Origin of the sequence: Mesorhizobium ventifaucium (assembly GCF_935822925.1) — a bacterium.
GTDB lineage: Bacteria > Pseudomonadota > Alphaproteobacteria > Rhizobiales > Rhizobiaceae > Mesorhizobium > Mesorhizobium ventifaucium.
In genome coordinates this window covers 1-1,892 of record NZ_CAKXZS010000020.1, presented here as the reverse complement: position 1 = coordinate 1,892, position 1,892 = coordinate 1, and the positions used below count along the sequence as shown (strand labels likewise).

1 protein-coding gene and 1 pseudogene are annotated in these 1,892 nt (G+C 62.1%); one reads left to right on the top strand and one right to left on the bottom strand.

All coding sequences use genetic code 11. The features are described 5' to 3' along the window. A pseudogene (locus tag NMG70_RS33280) lies at nucleotides 1–550 on the top strand (hypothetical protein); the annotation flags it as partial. Between the two features lie 521 nt (nucleotides 551–1,071). Here the strand turns inward: NMG70_RS33280 and NMG70_RS17040 are convergent. Then, a complete protein-coding gene (locus tag NMG70_RS17040; protein WP_436798405.1) occupies nucleotides 1,072–1,734 on the bottom strand; it encodes a transglutaminase-like cysteine peptidase in 663 nt (220 codons plus the stop codon). Between the last annotated feature and the right edge of the window lie 158 nt (nucleotides 1,735–1,892).

Genomic DNA, 1,892 nt, shown 5'->3' with positions numbered 1-1,892 from the left:
GCTGACCAGGCTCGATCACAACAAGCCGTTCAGGAATCTGAAGGCGGACGGTAATAATAGTCTGACAAAAAGGGCGGCGGAACTCAAACTGCATGGACCTGAAGCGCTGCCGGACAGTCGTCAACTCATGGACGGCAAGAGCGTACTCGAGGGGCTCAAAAGCGTCACTCCGGGCGATCGGTTCGGCGAAATCGGACGCACCCCCGGCAGGCTCGCCAAGCCGTTCGCCGGCAAGCCCGGGATAGCCGGCGCCCGGTCAAAACCGCTCGCCGGGAGCCGCACAAAACCTATGGCAGGAAAGCTTAAGTCCAAAACGCGCATCGGCGCGCGGCCTCGCCACCCGGCTCCGAAACGTGACATCATGCGCGGCCGCGATCCCCGCGCTTTTTCCCACGGTCCGCGCCACCGCGGCCCGACAAGGGGAGGTAAGCCGCAATTCAAGCGGCCCATCCGTGGCGGAGGAGGCCTCGCCGGCCCACCGCGGCCCAACGTGCCGTCAGGCCTTGGCGGCCCACCTATGCCACCCTTTGGCGGCCCTCCTCGGCTGTGAAATGGGGCGCTGCAAAGAACAGCCTCTGGAGGCAAACGGCTCGGTCACAAGCCGTCGTCCTTTCCACAACCGAGCCGTGGGCAACGTCGCCGCGTTTGCGTGCAGGCCGTGTCCTCGTCGTGCAACCGGCGATGAGTGAAGCCACATGTATCTAGACGGAAATTCGGGCGATGCTCCGTCTGGGCGCTGCCCACGTCGGGTGACGGGCTTTCCGCGAGAAGATTTCTTGTTGCCCTACCGTTGCCCCAGCCTGGCGTTCGCGGCAAAATTGCGGCCACCAATTTGGTAGTGCCTTTGTCGCCGGGGAGGCAGTCGACTTCGCGGCAATCGACGGCTCATGCCGTGGCGGCATCGCCGTTGTATCCACTGCTGGTACCGGCCTCGGACGCGCCAGATTGCAACTGGCTTGCGATGCCAAGGTCGCAAAGCCGCCGACAATTCCGGCTGTCACGAATAACGGAGGCCTCCGACTGAACGAGGCGAATAGCCCAACGACCAAGCAGATTGTGCTGTCAGCTCGGTCACCGTTTCGTTGGCTTGTCGATAGTTTTGCCCACTCGACGGTTGGAGACGCTGGGCTGCGTAGCGACCGGAGTGACTACTAGCGTGCTGACGATTGGGTTCCCGCGTTCGCGGATTGTGACCCAGCTGCCGGGGTGGTCGCTCGACTGGCGCTTGAGAAAATCATAGCCGGTCTGGTCCCAATGGCGGATCCCGTCCGTCAAATTGTCGAGGATGAAATCGCCCTTGTCTGTTCGGACGGTGAGGACTGCATGGCCTTGGCCGCCCCGCTTGCGCACGACCGTGATCAGAAGGTTGGAGGGCGAAAGACCCTCACGCATGAGATCGCGACGCTTTTCGAGCACATAGTCCTCGCAATCGCCAAGGCCGTTCGGATAGGCCCACACTTCGTCCTCGCCATAAACATCGAAATCGGTCTTCGGTCGAACCGACCTGTTGACCCGGGCATTGACTGCGACGACGTTTCTCCAGACGGTGCCGGTGACATGCTGGGGGCCGAGGTCGCGGGTGCGGATCGTGCATTCCGCCGGATTGGCTTTGCAGAATTCGTAATGACCAATCGGCTGAGAGGTTAGACTGCCCGTTAACATCGGTGGAGATGCATGAGCAGATCCTGCCGACCATCCGATCGTAGTCAGCCCGAACAGAATGCCAGAGCGCATGATTGCGCGCCACGTTTTCGGAAGGGAATACGCAGTGCTCATGACGTGGCTGCGGCGGCTTTCGGGCGCCGGGAAAAGCCGAGCCTCGCGAGCCCGATCTGGATCTCCGGACAGCTCATGAAGAGGCGCCACAGGAGCCCGCTCCGGTAGTTCTCGAT

Bases quoted from the DNA above. Each gene is read 5' to 3' on its own strand.
- NMG70_RS17040 (WP_436798405.1), bottom strand. From the start codon at position 1,734: ATGCGCTCTGGCATTCTGTTCGGGCTGACTACGATCGGATGGTCGGCA.